At 59.4% G+C, this 16,101-nt stretch carries 10 protein-coding genes; 5 read left to right on the top strand and 5 right to left on the bottom strand.

The genetic code is table 11. The features are described from left to right. Nucleotides 1–22: 22 nt before the first annotated feature. The 5 genes from Pan189_RS19410 to Pan189_RS19390 all read right to left on the bottom strand — a co-directional run bounded on the left by Pan189_RS19410 (nt 23) and on the right by Pan189_RS19390 (nt 7,900). Nucleotides 23–1,318 carry an APC family permease gene (locus tag Pan189_RS19410; RefSeq protein WP_145365737.1) on the bottom strand — a complete coding sequence of 432 codons (1,296 nt, stop codon included), beginning with the start codon at nt 1,316–1,318 and terminating at the stop codon, nt 23–25. After that, on the bottom strand, nt 1,315–1,995 hold the full coding sequence (locus Pan189_RS19405) for a Uma2 family endonuclease (RefSeq protein ID WP_310820804.1): 681 nt from the start codon (nt 1,993–1,995) through the stop codon (nt 1,315–1,317). Before Pan189_RS19405 ends, Pan189_RS19410 begins: the two co-directional genes overlap by 4 nt. Nucleotides 1,996–2,189: 194 nt before the next feature. After that, nucleotides 2,190–4,442 carry an ABC transporter ATP-binding protein gene (locus tag Pan189_RS19400; RefSeq protein ID WP_145365735.1) on the bottom strand — a complete coding sequence of 751 codons (2,253 nt, stop codon included), beginning with the start codon at nt 4,440–4,442 and terminating at the stop codon, nt 2,190–2,192. A gap of 263 nt (nt 4,443–4,705) precedes the next feature. Further along, nucleotides 4,706–6,247, bottom strand: coding sequence for a sialate O-acetylesterase (locus Pan189_RS19395; protein WP_145365734.1), 1,542 nt, complete (start codon nt 6,245–6,247; stop codon nt 4,706–4,708). 117 nt (nt 6,248–6,364) lie between these two features. Continuing rightward, nucleotides 6,365–7,900: a sialate O-acetylesterase gene (locus tag Pan189_RS19390; RefSeq protein ID WP_145365733.1), complete on the bottom strand. Its 1,536-nt coding sequence runs from the start codon at nt 7,898–7,900 to the stop codon at nt 6,365–6,367. Between the two features lie 354 nt (nt 7,901–8,254). Between Pan189_RS19390 and Pan189_RS19385 the strand changes: the two genes are divergently transcribed. The 5 genes from Pan189_RS19385 to Pan189_RS19365 all read left to right on the top strand — a co-directional run bounded on the left by Pan189_RS19385 (nt 8,255) and on the right by Pan189_RS19365 (nt 15,998). Beyond that, complete coding sequence (locus tag Pan189_RS19385; RefSeq protein ID WP_145365732.1) at nt 8,255–9,742, top strand: MATE family efflux transporter; 1,488 nt, start codon at nt 8,255–8,257, stop codon at nt 9,740–9,742. 509 nt (nt 9,743–10,251) lie between these two features. Beyond that, nucleotides 10,252–10,824 carry a helix-turn-helix domain-containing protein gene (locus Pan189_RS19380; RefSeq protein ID WP_145365731.1) on the top strand — a complete coding sequence of 191 codons (573 nt, stop codon included), beginning with the start codon at nt 10,252–10,254 and terminating at the stop codon, nt 10,822–10,824. A 265-nt stretch (nt 10,825–11,089) separates the two neighbouring features. Further along, the gene (locus tag Pan189_RS19375) at nt 11,090–12,841 is read left to right on the top strand and encodes an ArnT family glycosyltransferase (protein ID WP_145365730.1); all 1,752 of its coding nucleotides are present in this window, start codon (nt 11,090–11,092) and stop codon (nt 12,839–12,841) included. 172 nt (nt 12,842–13,013) lie between these two features. Then, entirely contained in the window at nt 13,014–14,006 is a 993-nt protein-coding gene (locus tag Pan189_RS19370; protein WP_145365729.1) for a polyprenyl synthetase family protein, read from the top strand. A gap of 246 nt (nt 14,007–14,252) precedes the next feature. Continuing rightward, the gene (locus Pan189_RS19365) at nt 14,253–15,998 is read left to right on the top strand and encodes an ABC transporter permease (RefSeq protein ID WP_145365728.1); all 1,746 of its coding nucleotides are present in this window, start codon (nt 14,253–14,255) and stop codon (nt 15,996–15,998) included. Nucleotides 15,999–16,101 lie beyond the last annotated feature (103 nt).

The following is a 16,101-nucleotide window of genomic DNA, read 5'->3' as shown; positions in this document are numbered from 1 at the left end:
AATTCAAATTACCGCAGGACAGCTACTTGTCATCCGGTGTATGGAGTCGATTGCAGATCGTTCGCAAGATGAAGCCGACTGCAAGAACGGCGATCGCGATCACCCAGATGGACGGGGGCACGGCAAAGGCCAGAGTGAGGCAACCAATCAGCCCAATCGCCGGGAAAATCGGATGGTACAGCCGATCGTCAGCGGCAAGTCTTAGGGCGGCGATATTGGTCGTCGCATAGTAAAGCAGCACTGTGACCGCACTGAATGACCACGTTGTTTTTACATCACCCACGAGAGAAATCGCGGCGATGATGATGCCGACGGCAAAGGTCGCGGCCACGGGACTCCGATCAGTCGAGCTGACTGAGCCAAATACGGGAGGCAGATCAGTCCGACGTCCCATCGCCAAGATGACGCGTGACAAGCCAAGAATTAAGTTTAGAAGTACGCCCAGCATTGAGGTCATCGCGCCAACGGCAACGATCTTGGCGACAACGGGAGAGCCGGCACCCTCAGCCGACAGTGTCAACGACGCAGAATGAAGGTCTCCGACCGGGAGGCCGATACGCAGGCCGACAAAGGTGACCCCTCCATAGAGCGCGGCTGAGACAGCGAGTGTCGTGAGAATCGCTTTCGGAATCGTTTTTCGCGGCTCCCGCACTTCTTCGCCGAGCGTCGCAATGCGGCCGTAGCCGGTATAGGCGACGAACAAGAATCCGGTGGTAAATAAGAACGTTTGCAAGCCGGGAAACTTGGAGGAGGGGTCGTCAATATTTTCCGGCGGCGATCCGGTCAGGGCGTCGGGTAAGAAGCTGAATACATAGATAAGCAGGGCGAAAATGGTCAGGCCGACAATGATCGCATTCACCTGAGCAGATCGTCGAATGCCACGGGCGACGAGGATCGTCAGGGCAATCGTGACGCCGATCGCGATGCCGATGTTTAACTCGGGGGATGCTGTCGAAGGGACGGTGATGGCGATGAGGTACGACGCGAACCCGAGTGCCGCCGTCGCCGCTGAAGCCGATTTCGCGCACAGAAACAGCCACCCCGCCGCAAATCCGGCGGACGGAGAAATCAGCCGATATCCGTATTCATAGGTGCCCCCGCTCACCGGATGCGCGGCGGCGAGTTGAGCGCTGCTTAACGCGTTGCAAAGTGCGAGCAATCCGGCCAGGAGAATCGCGGGCAGCGTCCAGACGCCGGCTGCTTCCGCGGCAAGTGCAATGCTGACGAAAATCCCGGTGCCGAGAATCGACCCGAGGCCGAGCAGCGTCGCATGCCCGACTCCTAACTCGCGGCGGAGCGTCTGAAGCGGCTCGGTCACGGCGCGCTGTGTTCATCCGGCGGAAACGGGTCTTCAAAGAACTGCTTTACCGATAGTGAGAAACCGGGAAGAACGTCTCCGCCCGTCAGTTCTTCGCCTTCTCGGTAGTCCTTGAAAACCTCAATCGCTGTAAATGCCCGAACCCGTTTCTCTGCCGGGTAGAAATACCAAACGAGCCTGACACCGTAGCCGAAGTATTCGACGAGTTTTTCGTCCATTTCGGCGTTTGTGTTTCCCGGACTGATCACTTCGACAGCCAAATCAGGCGGAACATCGAGCGCGAAAACACGTCGGCCGATCGGCGGCTTCCGATCCGGAAATTTATCCCATGCAATAAAGGATGCATCCGGCATCCGTATACGACCGGCAAAGAGCCGATATGCCCCCTTCGGACTGAGAACAATGCCAAGCTGATTTTCACGGACAAAATTTGACAACAGCCTTCCGATTTCCATCTCCAAATACGACTCTTCCCAGCCCATGTCGCACTTTCTGATTAGGTTACCATCGACAAGTTCGCAAGGGTCGCCAGCTCCGTCAGTGAAACGTTTTGCATCCTCCTCGGTGGCTTCTCCGGGGGGTGGGTCGGTGACGATACGATAGAGCGGGATCGGGCCGAACCGTTCGAGCAGGTCGGCGGCAGTCCACGGCGCAGGCGGGGCAGAGAGTGTCGGCACGGTTTCACCAGGAATTTCGTCGCAGGAACATGTCGCGACGAATATGAACGGAGCGCAGCGGCAGCCCGGTCAAATCGCACGGCGACGAGGCAATCGGTTTGATGTGCCCGAAAGGGACATCAACCATTTGCCAAGTCTAAGCGATCACCGACGCGAAGCGAGCCTTGATTGCGGCAAAAAACCGCCCGGCACAGTTACGAGTCGGTGCCGGTTACGCGACGCGCGACATCGAAGCTCAGGATTTTCGGCATCGGAGGCGAGTGTGGCGGCTCACTGCTGACCGGCGTTTCTTCGATCGGACTGTCAATTTCTTCAGGGTCGAAGGCCGAGGCCTCAGCGTGCGGGGCTTCCGTTGCTTCCGCGTCTTCGAAGTTTCCGGCGCGTTCCTCGCCTTGCGTCTTCATCGACTTGCGATAGGCGGGGCAGGTCTCGAGCAGTTGATGGTGTGAACCGTAGCCGATTAAACGTCCGTGTTGCATGACGGCGACCTTCGTAACGAATTGCAGAAGTGTCTTCGACACTGAGTGCGTAATGAGAAACACCGTTCGGCCCGTGGCGAAATCGCCGATCGCTTCCTGAATTAATTTTTCGCTGTTCGCATCAACCGCGCTGGTGGCTTCATCAAGAATCAGGATTGCCGGATCACGTAGAATGGCGCGAGCCAGTGCGATCCGCTGACGCTGTCCGCCGGAGAGTTTGCGGCCTTTTTCGCCAACCGGGGTCTTAATGCCTTCGGCTAAGTTCGACAGAAAATCGGTCACGTGGGCGCGGCGCGCTGCTTCATGAACTTCGGCCTCAGTTGCGCCGGGGCGACCGTAGCGAATGTTTTCCTCAATCGTGGCGTCGAATAGGTGCGTCTCCTGGGTGACCATCGCGATCTGATCACGGAGCTCCCGCAGCCGGACATCACGCAGGTCGATGCCGTCGATCGAAACATTTCCGTGCGTTGGATCGAAGAATCGCGGTAAGAGATTCAACAGCGTCGACTTCCCGGAACCGTTGCCGCCAACGACCGCGACGACTTCGCCGGCTTTCACCGTCAGATCAATACCGTCAAGCACAGGTCGACGATGGCTTGGCGGGACAGTTTCGCTATCGACGGCGTAGTGAAACTCGACTTCTTTAAATTCGATTTGTCGAGCGAGTCGCGGAAGCCGCTTCGGTTCCGTCGGCTCATGCAGCAGCGAATCGCTATCCATCAGGCCGAAGATGCGATCGGCGGCTGCGGTCGAGCGTTTTAGTTTGTTGTAGATCGACGACAGTTTTCGAAGTGGATCGAGTGTGCCGGCCAGAAAACCATACAGCAGCGATAGCTCGGCAATATCGAGTCGGTTCGAGGCGAGCTTAATTCCCCAGATGGAATCGACGCCGCGGAGCACCAGGTAAGCTCCCGGCAGGAGTGCCCCGAAGGCGGCTAGAAAACCGAGTGCTTCGGTCGTGGGGCTGGTCATCGCCTCGATCGAAACAATCTTCAGAGCCTTGCGATAATACGATTTGTTTTGATGGTGAAACCGCCGCCGATGCGATGGGGCACCGTTGAAGGCGATCACGACCTTCATCGAGTCGAAGGTTTCTTCGAGCGTCTTGTAGATTTGCGACATGCTTTCCATGACGCGGTGGCTCGCCTTCTTGAGGCGTTTGCCGATGCTGTAGAGGATGAATCCGGCGAGCGGAGCGACGATCATGGACAGCAGCGTTAATCGCCAACTGACGCACATCGCCCCGACGATGCAGGCCATCGCTTTGAGCGGTTCGCGGACGACCCGCCCGCCGATGATTTGCAGGCCGTATGAGAGCTGCCCCATGTCGTTGGTGAAGCGGGACATCAGCTCCGGCGTACCGCGCATCGCGACCGTCTGATAGTCGAGCGCAAGCGTCTTGCGGAACATCTCCTTCCGCAGATCCATGATCGTGCGTTCGATCACGGTGCCGACGAGCACGTCCTGGATGAAGACACAAATGCCCTTGATGACCGTTGTGATAAATAGTGTCAGAAAGATGACCGCCAGCAGGTCAAACTGGTCTGCCGGTAGCAGCGGCAGCACGTATGCGTCGACCCAATTCATGATCAGGAGCGTTTGACCGGCCGCCGAGAGTCTCCGCTGCTGCTTCGACTGGTCGAGCAGCAGGTCGACACGTTCGTCGTTCTGCTCCGCAGTAAGATCGGTACCGAACTCCGATAATTGCGATTCGATCAGCGTGAGTCTTGCCGTCGCCTGTGTGCGATCGAGTTCGGCTCGCTCGATCTTTCCGTGGACATACTGATCGGGGCTGTCGCCTTCGAGCAGGACTTTCACGACCGGGAAGGTCAGTGAGAGATTGAGCCCCCAGAAGAACGATACGAGTACGGCGACAAACAGCGAAAGAATCGCCGCTTTGCGGTATCGCCAGATGTAAGGCCAAACGCGGGAGAAAGTTCCCGCAATCGGCACTTCTCGCTTCGCCATGTCGCGCCACCCGAGTCAATTTTTGAGTTAGGGGGCGGATTAGAGAATTTCCCGGTCATCGGGTCCAGACGAATTCAAATAGGTGAGAGGTGAGAGGTGAGAGGTGAGAGGTGAGAGGTGAGAGGTGAGAGGTGAGAGGTGAGAGGCAAATGTTTAGCCGCGACCGCCAAGGAGCGAGTTTCACATAACGGCAAAAAAAACCGCGTGCCTCCCGAGGCACGCGGTTTCCCGCACGAGTAGATCCGCCCTGCCGAACGGTCAATTTACTTCCCCTCGGTCACACCCTTTCGGTCATCTGTGCGGAACGGCACTGCGGGTAAGCCTTCACGGTTGTAGAGCGTCGCGGCCGGATTATCGGCCCACGCATAGCGGATCGCATCGATCGACTCGACGCCGGAGCCTTCGGGTGCTTCGACCCTGACGGTGTTCGAGTCGAAGATGGTCGCATCGGCGAAGACGAATTGGCCGTCGCCCTGTGCGACGGCGAAGCCGCTGAGTTTGTCGCCGTGTTTCATCAGTCCGGAGCCGGTGTTCTCAAATTTGATCTTGGCCGTCGCTCCATCGGCCTCGAAACTTTCGAACGTCGGGCCGCTGTGGACGATGTCTTCGCCGTAGGCGATCTTTCGGGCTGCCAGTGCCAGACGCTTGCCGACATCCTGCTTGTTCTTCGGGTGGATGTCTCGGGCCTCACCGATGTCAATGATCGTGGCCATGCCGGTATTCGGCAGTTCTTCGAGTGTCATCGTCTGAGCTTCTCGCAGTTCGGCCCATGCGCTTTCGCTGGGCGCATCCTTCCGCTGCATGAAGTTCGCAAGCTGCACGAACAGGAACGGGAAGTCGCCCTGTCCCCAGTTCTCCCGCCAATCCGAAATCATGGCCGGGAAGATCGTGCGGTAGTTGTAGGCTCGCCGGGCGTTTGCTTCGCCCTGATACCAGATGACACCTTTGATCGAAAACGGGATCAGCGGGTGAACCATCGCGTTGTACAGATACGACGGCCGACTTTGATTGCGGAGCGCCTTCGGGCTGCCTCCCGCGGCGAGTTGCTCTTCATATTTCGCAACCAACTGGTCCCAGTATTTGACAACCGAATTGAACTCCGGTTCGGACGCGACAGTTTTAGGGCTGGTCCACGCCTCGCTGGGAGTGCCGCCCCATGACGTGTGAATGAGTCCGATCGGTCGGTCGAGGTCCTGATGCAACTGGCGACCGAAGTAGTAGCCGACCGCGGAGAAACCGCGGACCGACTCGGGAGAACATTCTTCCCATGTTCCGGTCACATCGTCGAGCGGCTCGCCCGAGGTCGTGCGTTTGACATGGAACAATCGGAGTTTGGGGTATTTGGCGTCTGAGATTTCCTGCTTCGCGTCTTTCGCCTGGCCGACCGACCATTGCATATTCGATTGACCGGAGCAGACCCACACGTCGCCGAACAAGACGTTCTCGAATTTGACGTGGTTGCCAGCAGAGTCACGAACGTCCAACACCCAGGACGTGGCCGGGATATCTTCTTTCGGCAGCATCTCGACTGAGAATCGGCCTTCGGAATCGGCGGTGACTTTACCACTGGCGACCCATTGATCGCCCGCTCCCCGTTCATTCCCTTCAAACGGAAGTGGCTTTGACGGCGGAATCACCGAAACGGTGACTTCGCTGCCCGGTTCAGCCGTGCCCCAGACGTTGATGTTGGCATCACGCTGCAACACCATGTTGTCGCTGAAGATCGCCGGAAGCTTGAGTTCGGCGGAAGCGGGCAATGCGGCGAGGCAAGCCATGCCGAATGCGAATAGTCGAAATCTCTGCATTGAGACAGTCTCCAAGGGGTAAGACAGAACAAGCCGCGCACGAAGTAAGCGGATCGCGCGTTCAGACCGTCGGGCTTGATCGATCCGCTTACTTCGTGCGCGGCTTGTGGGAGCAGATCACTCTTTTCCGAACGTGGCCCCTTTGCGATCGTCGGTCCGGAAGGGCACGGCCGGGAGTCCTTCACGGTTATATAGCGTCGCCTGAGGATTCTCTGCCCAGGCATACCGGATCGCGTCGATCGACTCGATGTTCGAGTCCTTTGGTGCAGTGACGACGACCGTTTCCGAATCGACGATTTCCGCGTCGGCGAAGACGAATCGTCCGTCGCCTTCAGCGACCTCGAATTGAAGCAACTCGTCTCCCTGGGTCATCAAGCCGGAGCCGGTGTTCTCGAATTGAACCTTTGCCTGCGACCCCTCAGCCTTGAAGCTTTTAAACGTCGGGCCGCTGTGAACGATGTCTTCGCCGTAGGCGACTTTGCGAGCGGCGAGTGCGAGTCGTTTGCCGACATCCTGCTTGTTCCGCGGGTGAATGTCGTCGGCTTCGCCGATATCGATCGTGACCGCCATGCCGGTGTTCGGCAGTTTCTCGAGGGTGTCCGACTGCGCTTCGCGAAGTTCCGCCCACGGACTTTCGTATGGGTTCTCACTTCGCTGCTTCCAATTCGCCAACTGCACAAGGATGAACGGGAAATCACCCTGACCCCAGTTCTTCCGCCAATCTGTAATCATCGCGGGGAAAATCGTGCGATATTGGTGAGCCCGCGTGGCGTTGGACTCGCCCTGATACCAAATGGCGCCCTTGATCGTGAACGGGATCAGCGGGTGAATCATGGCGTTGTAGATATTGGCCGGGCGGTGCGGGTTGTTGCCGTCGAGCGGTTTGCCCCGGAACAACTGGGGATTGCCCGCTTCGGCTCTTCGGGCGATTTCGTTCCAGCGCGCGACGAGCGGATCGAATTCTTCGACCTGCTCAATCATTTCCTTGCTCGTCCAGGCTTCGCTCGGTGTGCCGCCCCATGACGTGTTGATCAGCCCGATCGGTCGATCCAGATGCTGCTGCATTTCGCGACCGAAGAAGTAGCCGACTGCTGAGAAGGTCGGCACGGTCTGGGGCGAACACTCGACCCAGGTGCCCTCGACATCGTCGACCGGCTCGAGCGATGTCACTTTCTTAACCGTGAAGAGCCGGATGTTTGGATTGGCGGCGTTCGCGATCTCTTCCTTGGCGTTATTCGAATTTCGGACCTGCCAACCCATGTTCGACTGGCCGGAGCAAATCCAAACGTCGCCCAACAAAACATTGTTGAAGGTCGCGGAGTCGTTTCCCGACTTGACCGTCAATGAGCCGGACGCCGTGGCGTCCTCTGGCGCAAATTCGATCGGATTGAGCTCAACCTTCCAGTGGCCGTCATCGCCCGCCACTGTGGAGTGAGACCGAGTGCTGCTGGAAGCGGTATTCGAAGACTTCCAGTTCAGCGTGAGGTCGACGGAAACATTGGCACCTGCTTCGGCTTCGCCCCACACGTGGATGGGAGCGTCGCCTTGAACGACCATGTTGTCGCTGAAGATCGACGGCAACTTCAGTTCTGCGGACGCGGGCAGGGCGGTGGATAGGCAAATGGCGGCGGTGATCAGCCAGCGGCTCAGCATCGGAATGTTCTCCGGTTCGGGTCGGCAGGTCAGTCGATGAGTTTCTCAGAGTACGGAGTCGCGCGGGGGATTCACAAGCGATCGTTGATTTGTGGCAGTCGTCGATCTCTCCCGCCCACAAGCCGAGGCTCCTGAGAGCCGCGGGCTGAGCGCGGGGAGAAATTGCGAGAACACTTTCCCGTGTCGCCTCGTGTTCGATCCGCACTTCTCAGGAAGTGCGGCTTGTAGAGGGGACGACGCGAAGTGCGGCTTGTGGGGACGCGTTTTTCCGGGACGGTGTGTCTGAACCTCGCTGGTACTTAGAGTGTCTGGCACTCCGTCCGTTCGCTCTGCCGGTGCGCTCCAGAGTCGTCCATGTCTTCCGAGTCCTCTGCCTTTCGCGCCGCCGAGGCTGGCACGCTCCGCGAATTATTTCGCGTAGCGGTCCCGCTGGTGCTCAGTTCGGGATCGCTCTCGCTGGCTCACGTGATCGACCGGATCATGCTCACGTGGCATTCGCCGGACGCATTGGCGGCTTCGACTCCGGCGGGGATGCTGCACTGGACGATGATGTCGCTGTTCATCGGGACGGCGACAACGGTCAACACATTTGTCGCCCAGTACGACGGCGCGGGTGATCGTCGACGGGCGAGCGAGGCGACTTGGCAGGGTGTCTATCTGGCATTGTTGGCTGGACTCCCCCTGCTGATTGCGGTTCCGCTCGCACCTTATGTATTCGCGTGGGCCGATCACGCCCCGGAAGTTCAGCGGCTTGAGAATGCATACTTCTCGGTGCTGTGCTTCGGTGCCGTGCCGATGACGCTCGCGACGGCGCTGTCGGGCTATTACAGCGGGATTGGGGCGACGCGAATTGTGTTGCTGGTCAACGTGATCCTCTCGATCGCCAATCTTGCATTCGACGCTGTTCTGATCTTCGGGCTTGGTCCGTTTCCAGAACTGGGCATCCGCGGTGCGGCTGTGGCGACGATTATTTCGTATCTCATTGCGGTCGGTCTCTACCTCGCGCTATTGCTGCGTCGGACCGAGCGGATGGACTACCAATTCTGGAATTGTTGGAAGTTCGATCCGGAATTGTTTCGCCGCTTGCTGCGCTACGGATTTCCGACGGGTGTCAACTATCTGGCCGACACTGCGGGCTTCACCCTCTTCTTGATTCTGCTCGGCCGACTCGGCCCGGTGGCGCAGCAGGCCACGAACCTCAGCTTCAACGTCAACGGGTTGGTGTTTGTCCCGCTCATGGGTGTGTCAACGGCGGTCTCGACGATCGTGGGGCGGAGGATCGGCGAGGGCCGGCCCGGCCTGGCAGTCCGCAGCACCTGGCTCGCATTCGGCTGCGCGATGGTCTGGAACGTCGTCTTTATGGCGATCATCCTGCTAGTGCCTGACGTCGTGATTTCGTTGTACGCGGCCGGCTCCACGCCCGAGGAATTCGCCCCGGTTCGTGAGACGGCGATTGTGCTGCTTCGTTACGTGGCGGTCTTCCTGACGTTCGACGCGATGTCGGTTGTCTTCAGCGGCGCGATTCGTGGCGCGGGGGATACGCGTTTCGCGATGGCCTGGTCGTTGGTGACCTGCTGGTCTTTGATGGTGCTGCCGGTGCTCGCGGCAGACTGGTACGGGAATTTGAGCCTCCACTTCTGCTGGAGCGCGGTCATCGCCTACATCTCCATCTGCGGCGTCGGCATGCTGTGGCGGTTCCTTGGGGGACGCTGGCAGACGATGCGGGTGACCGAAGATCGGGAGGTCGTTCTGACTGTATGGGATGAGCGGGAAGACCCTTCAGAGACAAACGATCGGGGGGCTTATCCCGATGCGATTCCTACGTCGTCCAACGCTTCGTAACCCTGCTAATTCTGCTTCGCTGGCGGAGCGAAAAAGCTCATTCTCCCAAGGACTTACGGGAATTTCCGGAGGTCGGGACGGTTTTTCAGCGCGAATCGTCTCAGACCGTTCCTCAACGGGGTAAGGGGCCTAAAGCCACCGCGGGAAGGCGGTCGAAAGTAAGGGTCAGACGATGCCGATTGTGCCGCGGAGTCAACTTGACTTCCTCGGTTGCGAAGAGTTCGTCACCGGCAGAATGTTCGGAACTTTTCCCAGCGCGATTGCCGGTCTGTCAAGCGGGGCGCTTTATGCGGCCCGCGTGACCCGGAACCCCGTTGGAAGTGGAAGGTTGCGACGGTTTGATTTCTGCCGTCCAACCGCTTTGACCGATAACGCCAGAGACGCTTTTTGATTCGACCCCGAGTGACTTGTGACCCCGCGGACCCGGCGGAGTGACGGTCAACGGATGAAAAAGCGTGACGACGCCGGACCCGCCGTTCCGGCATAGCCATACGTTTGGAGAGCCCGCGATGAGGACAATTTTCACGACCGGACAGGTCGCTAAGATCTGTAAGGTGGCCCCACGCACCGTAAGTAAGTGGTTCGATTCCGGCCGGCTTCGCGGGTATCGCATCCCCGGTTCACAAGACCGACGGATTCCCCGCGAACACTTGATCCGGTTCCTCAAGGAACACGGAATGCCGCTCGGAGAACTCGAAAGCGAGGCGATGGGCAAGCTTCTACTGGTCGGAGCAGACGACATCGTCCGCTCCAGCCTGACGGAAATGATGGGCGAGACCGATTTCAAAATCGAACTCGCCGCTAGTGGCTTCGAGGCCGGTATTCAGGCAGAGAGCCTGCATCCGGATTGCGTTGTCATCGACTTTGCGATGGGACGCGGCGAAGCACTGATGATCGCCCAGAATCTTCGGAAGAACATCGAATACAACGAAACCGTCCTCATCGGTCTGTTGACCGACGAAGACAATGCCAGCGGTTTCGATCGTACGATTTTCAACGAAACGTTCCGCAAACCGTTCGACGCAGCCTTGCTCGCTGAACGAATTCGGACGCTCGTGAATCGGAAGAAGCAACTCGTCTGAGGTATGTCGTCCGGCGGAACGCGGGGGCTCTTCCGCCGGGCACACACTTCAATCGAAGGCGAGAAACGGCGACCGACCGCGGCCCGGAGAAGCAATTCGCTTCTCCGGGCCGCGGTTTTTTTTATTGAGTGGAGGGTGGAGAGTGGAGAGTGGAGAGTCGAGAGTTGAGAGTTGAGGCGAGCCGGAAGCGTCAGCGCCCGGAGCCGCCAGCGATCCCGCCCCCCGAAGCGCTGCGTGCCTCGACGCCCCGTGGTACAACGCGGCAATGCCTCGCCGACCGAAGAAATCTGCCGAAGTTCAACCCGCCGATCAGCCCACCTGGCTCGGCCTCAGCTTCGCAAGGTGCAAGGGCTTTCTCTCCCGTCGGCGTTTCTCGCTACTGTTGAGCGTCGCCGTCTTCTGCGTCGTGACATTGGGAATCGATCATGGCGGGCACTATCCGAACCTGCCGGAAGGGCCGGGGCTGACGATTGATGAGATTTTCAACGTGCAGGAAGGCGTCCGTCTCGAAGTCGGTGTGCGTTACTGGCTGTTGGGGGCGATGAGTCTGCGGGAAGTGTTTGGCGAATCCGAGGACCTGGGGCCTCGGGCGGAGTTCGGTTATCACCTGCCCGATCATCCACCGCTCGGGCGGTATCTGCTCGGTGCCGCGCATAACGTCACACGCACGCTTGTTCCGCCTGCTGAGGTTGAACCCCCGCACCCCTTTACGATCGCCGCGGCCCGGGTCGGATCGGCGGCCGCGTTCGCCCTGACGGTTCTGCTCGTCTCGCTTTACGGCGAAATTCACTGGGGCCGAGCTGCCGGTCTTTGCGGCGGGCTATCGCTCGCACTGATGCCACGCGTGCTGGGACATGCGCATTTGGCTTCGTTGGAAACAATGATCGGCCTGGCATACACAGCGTTCACGCTGCATGTCGCTGCGACATGGCGGGCTGAACGCGGCGTCCCTGGCTTCATCGCAATCGTGACCGGCCTTCTGTGGGGGTTGGCTCTACTTACAAAAATACAGGCGGTGCTGCTGCCGATTCCGCTGACGATCTGGGCGCTTTGGCACTGGCGGTTTCGGGCGGTCCGCCCCTTGGTGATCGTCGCGATCGTCGGTTTGGGCACGTTCTTCGTCGGCTGGCCCTGGCTTTGGCTCGACCCGCTCACTCACGCGCGGGAGTACTTCGCGAGTGCGGCCGACCGACAACCGCTGCACGTGTTTTACTTCGGGCGGCAGTGGAACGATGTGTCGGTCCCGTGGCACTATCCGTGGCTGATGAGCCTTGTCACAACACCGGTGATGCTGCTCGGGTTGGGTCTGCTCGGACTCGTGGGCCGAATCAGCGGGGAAGGGGGCCTCAGAGCTCGCACCGACGTGCAATGGATTGCGGCGGCCGGACTGTTTCCGCTCATCGTCTTCTCGACCGCAGCCGCCGTTTACGATGGCGTACGCCTGTTTCTTATCTCTTTCCCGCTGCTGGCCGTACTGGTGGGACGAGGGACCGAGGTATTTTTCGAGTGGGCGACCCGTCAACGTTGGCCCGTCCGGCTTTCGGGAGCACTGATCGCGGTACTGTTGCTGTCGCAGACGATCGGAATTGCGGTGATGCGACCGGTCTATCTGAGCAGCTATAACCTTTCGATCGGCGGGATCGCCGGGGCGGAGCGGCTCGGGTTTGAAGTGAACTACTGGTCCGACGCGATCACACGCAGCGTGCTCACGGAACTCGCCGAGAATGTTCCCGGCGGTCAAAAAGTTGCGGTCGGACCGGTCTTGTTTCCGTTCCAACTGCAGACGTTGCGGACCCAATCGCCGGTTCTCCCGGCTGATCAATCGATCGAACTGATCGAATTTCGCCCCGGCGAGCCGATCGATGCCGACTGGCTTGTGGTGTTCGAGCGCAAAGCCGAACTGGGAGACGCGGCCGATATCGCGTCGCTGGCTTCCGAATGGGAGCCGGTGGCCGTTATTCGGCGGGGCGGTGTGGTTTTGGGGGGACTTTTCCACCGAAAACGGTTAATCGAATAGGACCAAGACGGTTGTGGTTCTTAGAGCAGTAACCGACTTGAAAGTTCTCCTGATTCGGGAGAAGGTTGACGTTCGATTCTGTTGCCGACGCCCGTGGGGCGGCCTATAGTCACGCGTTTGCGTCCGCTCCCCCTGCTCACGGGCTTGAGCACTGCCGGAATGACCCGCCTCCATGAGCCGCCCCTCCGCTGAAGCTGATTTGCTGAGCGAACTGACGGAGTTGGTCGGCGACGACCTCGCCGCTTCAGAAGAGATATTTCGTCGCGAGTTAGACTGCGGGGAACGCGCGGTCGAGAGTATCGTCGAGCATGCCGCCCTGCTTCAGGGAAAGCGGCTGCGACCCTCACTCGTATTGGTTTCGGCCTTGGCCAGTGGCGGAATCGAGGAAGGGCATCGCGTGCTCGCGGCCGTCGTCGAGATGATTCACGTCGCGACGCTGGTGCATGACGATGTTCTCGACGAAGCCGATACCCGGCGGCACGTTGCAACCGTTCATTCCCGTTGGGACACGAAAACGAGCATCCTCTTCGGGGACTACCTGTTTACCCACGCGTTTCATCTGGCGTCGAGTCTGCAGTCGACCGAGGCGTGCCGGCTAATCGGCCGAGCGACCAATCGCGTGTGCGAAGGTGAACTGATTCAGATCGCCGAGCGAGGCAATCTGAATCTGGCCGAATCGCGGTACATTGAGATCGTCGAGGCTAAAACGGCGGAGTTGGTTTCCGTCAGTTGTCGGCTCGGCTCTGGACACGGGCGGGATGATCCTCGATTGGCGGACGCACTGGCCGATTACGGCCGTCGGCTCGGGATCGCATTCCAAATCGCTGACGATCTGCTCGATCTGACCGGGGATGAAAGCCGTGTTGGAAAGACGCTCGGGTCCGACCTGGCGACCGGGAAGTTGACATTGCCTCTCGTCCATCTGTTGCATTCCGGCAGCAAAGCGGAAGTGGACGAAGTTCGACGTTTGCTGACCGAACCGGATGAACAGACCGGCGAACGGTTGCTGCCGCTATTGGTGGCGTCAGGATCACTCGACTACGCTCGCGATCGCGCTGAGCAGTATGCCACCGAAGCGTGTGAACGGCTGGAAATTCTCCCCGACTCGCCCGCCCGACGTTGCTTAGAGGGCGTGACCGCCTTCGCCGTGCACCGCTCCTGCTAATTCCGAACAAGCCGCGCATCGAATAATGTTCGGAACAGGCCGCGCACGTTTTAAGCGGATGAGTTTGGGGCGTCGGACGCTTTCCCAAATCCGCTGACTACGTGCGCGGCTGGTTGTTCATCGCGATCGGGATAATTTGCGACTCGCTCTCGTTTGAATGGCGACGACGTTCCACGCATGATACGCATCGCGCGGGGCGAATCGTTCTTGCGTTGGTAATAGTCCCTGAGCAGGCCAGTTGTCGCTGTGTATGTCGGTCCGCTGTTTCGCCGTGAGATTCTGACCCAACCGCGGTCCGCTCGGCACTTCGTCATGCGGGCCGGCTTCGTGCTGGCCTTATTCATCCTGCTCTACACGGCGGAAAAAGCCGTCGTGGGGTTCCAGTCGCTGACCGGCCCGGGCGTCTCCGCCCGCTTCGGGCAGATCGTGTTTCAATTGCTTGCGCTTCTGCAATTGACTCTGGCCCTGTTCTTCGGCCTGCTGTTCGTCGCCGGGCGAATCTCTCAGGAGAAAGATCGCGCGACGCTCATCCTTCTGCTGATGTCAGACATGAAGGATCGGGAGCTTGTCGGGGGAAAGCTCTCCTCGGGCATCGTTTCGGTTGCCGTGATGTTAGTCGCCACGCTCCCGGTGATGTTTATTTTGCAGATGCTCGGCGGGATCACGACGGCGCAGATTCTCTGGACGGCGGCGATATCCGCGATGGCAGCCTTTGCGTCAGCCAGTTGGGGCGCTTTCGTCGCCTTCTGGCGGGACAAGACGTTCCAGACGCTCGCGATCGGCTTGTTGGGGATGGTCGCATTCCTGGCGGTCATCGAGATCGCCGTGGCAGCGGTGGGTGCGACTAATCCGGTCGGAATGGTCCTCGGCAGCTTCGATCCGTACCGCTCCCTGATGGAGGTGATCTGTCCGCTCGCGTTTCAGACCGACCTCGGTCCCGTGTCGGTCAGCGCTTGGCCGGGGGTGTTGGCGATGGCGTTTCTCGCCGCGGCTTTTCAAACCTCAGCGGTGCTCGGCCTGCGCAAGTGGAACCCGGTGCGTTCTGTCTACCAATTCGCACAAAAAGCCAAGCAGGATCAGACTGAAGAGGCCGCCGCAGAGCGTGACACTAGCCGCGACGTCTGGAACGTCCCGATCATCTGGCGCGAAATCCGCACGCGGGCCTACGGTCGACGCGTTATTTTCATCAAGGCGGTCTACATGGTGATGGCCTTGGCGGGTTACGCGTTTATCGCGATATCACCCGCCGATCCCGAGCCGATGTTGGGCGGGCTACTGACAGCGCCGGGTTTCGTGTTCGTCGCATTAGCGTTGGTGACCTTCGTGCTGGTCAACGCGCAGGCGGTCACGTCGCTGACGTCAGAACGGGACGGACGCACGCTCGAACTGCTGCTGGTGACGGAGATCACCTCGCGCGAGTTCGTACTCGGGAAGATCGGCGGCGTGCTCTACAACACGAAAGAATTGATCATCGCTCCGCTGATCGCGTTGGTTCTGATCGCACTGCAGGGACAGATGTCGGCCGAGAATCTGATTTTCGCCGGGCTAGGATTCCTCTCACTCGTCGCGTTTGCGGCGGTCGTCGGCTTCCATTCAGCGATGTCGCACGCGAACTCCCGCAACGCGATCGCGGCCAGCCTTGGGACCGTCTTCTTCCTCTTTGTCGGGATTTTCATCTTCATCCTGCTACTGGTGGAGGCGCGGTCCTCATTCGCGCTGCAGTTTCAGAGCTTTCTGGTCTTTATCGTGGCGGGAAGCATTCTGCTGGGGGCGTCGCTGACCTATCAGAATCCATCGGCGGCTCTGTGGCTGGCCTCGGCGATCCTGCCGTTCCTGACGTTCTACTCGATCGCTTCCTACATGCTCGGTCGGCCGGGCGAGTCGACGCTCGCCGTCGTGGCGGCCTATCTGTTCGCCACGATCGCGATGTTGATTCCCGCGTTGAGTGAGTTCACGCTGACGGTAGCGAAGAGTGTCGAGAGACGACGGTGAGGGTTCGGGGCGGGTAGCCTGCTCATCGCGGTCCGTGTTCTTACCAATCTCTGCTCTGACCCATTAGAGTCCTCACGGTTCAACTTGCTCGCCGGTTGTGCTT

This window comes from Stratiformator vulcanicus (genome assembly GCF_007744515.1).
Classification (GTDB): domain Bacteria; phylum Planctomycetota; class Planctomycetia; order Planctomycetales; family Planctomycetaceae; genus Stratiformator; species Stratiformator vulcanicus.
This window is presented reverse-complemented; position numbering and strand designations above follow the sequence as displayed.

Bases quoted from the DNA above. Each gene is read 5' to 3' on its own strand.
- Pan189_RS19390 (WP_145365733.1), bottom strand. From the start codon at position 7,900: ATGCTGAGCCGCTGGCTGATCACCGCCGCCATTTGCCTATCCACCGCC.
- Pan189_RS19385 (WP_145365732.1), top strand. From the start codon at position 8,255: ATGTCTTCCGAGTCCTCTGCCTTTCGCGCCGCCGAGGCTGGCACGCTC.
- Pan189_RS19375 (WP_145365730.1), top strand. From the start codon at position 11,090: ATGCCTCGCCGACCGAAGAAATCTGCCGAAGTTCAACCCGCCGATCAG.
- Pan189_RS19400 (WP_145365735.1), bottom strand. From the start codon at position 4,442: ATGGCGAAGCGAGAAGTGCCGATTGCGGGAACTTTCTCCCGCGTTTGG.
- Pan189_RS19370 (WP_145365729.1), top strand. From the start codon at position 13,014: ATGAGCCGCCCCTCCGCTGAAGCTGATTTGCTGAGCGAACTGACGGAG.
- Pan189_RS19395 (WP_145365734.1), bottom strand. From the start codon at position 6,247: ATGCAGAGATTTCGACTATTCGCATTCGGCATGGCTTGCCTCGCCGCA.
- Pan189_RS19380 (WP_145365731.1), top strand. From the start codon at position 10,252: ATGAGGACAATTTTCACGACCGGACAGGTCGCTAAGATCTGTAAGGTG.